Origin of the sequence: Streptomyces sp., from assembly GCF_031181555.1 — a bacterium.
Lineage (GTDB): Bacteria > Actinomycetota > Actinomycetes > Streptomycetales > Streptomycetaceae > Streptomyces > Streptomyces fimbriatus.
In genome coordinates this window covers 12,607-14,916 of record NZ_JAPSKQ010000156.1, presented here as the reverse complement: position 1 = coordinate 14,916, position 2,310 = coordinate 12,607, and the positions used below count along the sequence as shown (strand labels likewise).

The following is a 2,310-nucleotide window of genomic DNA, read 5'->3' as shown; positions in this document are numbered from 1 at the left end:
CTTCGGCAACTGGATGCCGGGCGGCCTCGCCATCGGCGCCGGCCTCTTCGGCTACACCGACAGCCTCAACCTGCGCGGCGGCTCCGCCAACGTGCACGCCCTGCTGCTGCTCGGCGCCCTGCTGCTGGTCATCGGCGCGATCTGGCTGGCCGTCCGCAAGAAGTACGTCCACGCGGCGATCACCCTGGTCGTCGGCGCCCTCGTCTTCGCCTGGTACGCCGGCACCAACGAGGTCCCCAACCAGGTCGTCTCCGCCACGCCGTACGTCGTCACCCTCGTCGTCCTCGCCCTGTCCGCCCAGCGGCTGCGGATGCCGAAGGCGGACGGCATGCCGTACCGGAAGGGACAGGGCAAGTGACCCCGCCCGGGACGGCCGCGGCCGACGTCGACTGGGAGGCGCTGCGCGCACTCGCCCGGGAGGCCATGACCCACGCCTACGTCCCCTACTCGGGGTACCCGGTCGGCGTCGCCGCCCTGGTCGACGACGGGCGCACGGTCTCCGGCTGCAACGTCGAGAACGCCAGCTACGGGCTCGGCCTGTGCGCCGAGTGCGGACTGGTCTCCGAGCTGCAGCGCACCGGGGGCGGCCGGCTCACGCACTTCACCTGCGTGGACGGCGACGGCGAGATCCTCGTCCCGTGCGGCCGCTGCCGCCAGCTGCTGTACGAGTTCGGCGGACCCGGACTGCTGCTGGAGACCCCGGCGGGAATCCTGCCGCTGTCGGAGATGCTGCCCCAGGCCTTCGGCCCGCAGCACCTCACCAAGTGACTCCCGCGCGGCCCCTCTGCTTCGTCCGGAGGGGCCGCGCACTTTCTGACCGTTCGGAAGGAACGCCCCCATGGCCATGGACGCCATCTCCGTCATCCGCACCAAGCGGGACCGCGGCGAGCTCGGCGACGAGCAGATCGACTGGGTGATCGACGCGTACACCCGCGGCGAGGTGGCCGACGAGCAGATGTCGGCCCTCGCCATGGCCATCCTGCTCAACGGCATGAACCGGCGTGAGATCGCCCGCTGGACGGCCGCGATGATCGCCTCCGGCGAGCGCATGGACTTCTCGTCCCTGTCCCGTCCCACCGCCGACAAGCACTCCACGGGCGGCGTCGGCGACAAGATCACCCTTCCGCTGGCCCCGCTGGTCGCGGCCTGCGGCGCGGCCGTCCCCCAGCTGTCCGGCCGCGGCCTCGGCCACACCGGCGGCACGCTGGACAAACTGGAGTCGATCCCCGGCTGGCGCGCCCTGCTGTCCAACGAGGAGATGCTCTCCGTGCTGGACGGCGTCGGCGCGGTGATCTGCGCGGCCGGCGACGGCCTGGCCCCGGCCGACAAGAAGCTCTACGCCCTGCGCGACGTCACCGGCACGGTGGAGGCGATCCCGCTGATCGCGTCCTCGATCATGTCGAAGAAGATCGCCGAGGGCACGGGTTCGCTGGTCCTGGACGTGAAGGTCGGCTCGGGCGCCTTCATGAAGACGATCGACGACGCGCGCGAGCTGGCGCGCACGATGGTCGGCCTGGGCACCGACCACGGGGTGAGGACGGTCGCCCTGCTGACCGACATGGCGACCCCGCTCGGCCTGACCGCCGGCAACGCGCTGGAGGTCCGCGAGTCGGTGGAGGTCCTGGCGGGCGGCGGCCCCGCGGACGTCGTGGAGCTGACCCTGGCCCTGGCCCGCGAAATGCTGGACGCGGCCGGCATCAAGGACGCCGACCCGGCCAAGGCCCTGGCCGACGGCTCCGCGATGGACGTGTGGCGCCGCATGATCGCGGCCCAGGGCGGCGACCCGGACGCGCCCCTGCCGACGGCCCGCGAGCAGCACGTGGTGAAGGCGCCCGCCTCCGGCGTCCTGACCCGCCTGGACGCCTACGACATCGGCGTCGCCGCCTGGCGCCTCGGCGCGGGCCGCGCCCGCAAGGAGGACCCGGTGCAGGCCGGGGCGGGCGTGGAGCTGCACGCCAAGCCCGGCGCCACGGTGACGGAGGGCCAGCCCCTGCTGACCCTCCACACGGACACGCCCGAGCGCTTCGAGTACGCCCTCGCGGCGGTCGAGGGCGCGTACGACATCGCTCCCCCCGGCACGGCTTTCACGCCGTCGCCGGTGGTGCTGGAACGTATCGCCTGACCTGGGGTTTCCTCGATCGGGCGAACGGGACCGGCGGACCGCCGCCGGTCCCGTTCGGCACGCCGGCATCGGTGACGCACCGACAGGAGACCGCCGTGAGCGCACTCACCGTCAGCCAGGAGCCCGACCAGAACCGGGACGACCTCGTCCGGTTCTGGGAGGAGACGGAGTGGCCCGAGGGCAGCAAG

General features: G+C 72.9%; 2 protein-coding genes and 2 pseudogenes. All 4 read left to right on the top strand.

Annotation, left to right across the window (positions count from 1 at the left end; translation table 11 throughout):
• Nucleotides 1–358, top strand: a pseudogene (locus RIM90_RS25305) (ABC transporter permease); the annotation flags it as partial.
• Nucleotides 355–768 (top strand): cytidine deaminase, encoded by a 414-nt coding sequence (locus tag RIM90_RS25300; protein ID WP_309063059.1) that lies wholly within the window; start codon nt 355–357, stop codon nt 766–768. The pseudogene RIM90_RS25305 and the gene RIM90_RS25300, both read left to right, overlap by 4 nt.
• Nucleotides 769–838: 70 nt before the next feature.
• The gene (locus tag RIM90_RS25295) at nt 839–2,122 is read left to right on the top strand and encodes a thymidine phosphorylase (RefSeq protein WP_309063058.1); all 1,284 of its coding nucleotides are present in this window, start codon (nt 839–841) and stop codon (nt 2,120–2,122) included.
• Nucleotides 2,123–2,193: 71 nt separating this feature from the next.
• A pseudogene (locus RIM90_RS25290) lies at nt 2,194–2,310 on the top strand (Uma2 family endonuclease); the annotation flags it as partial.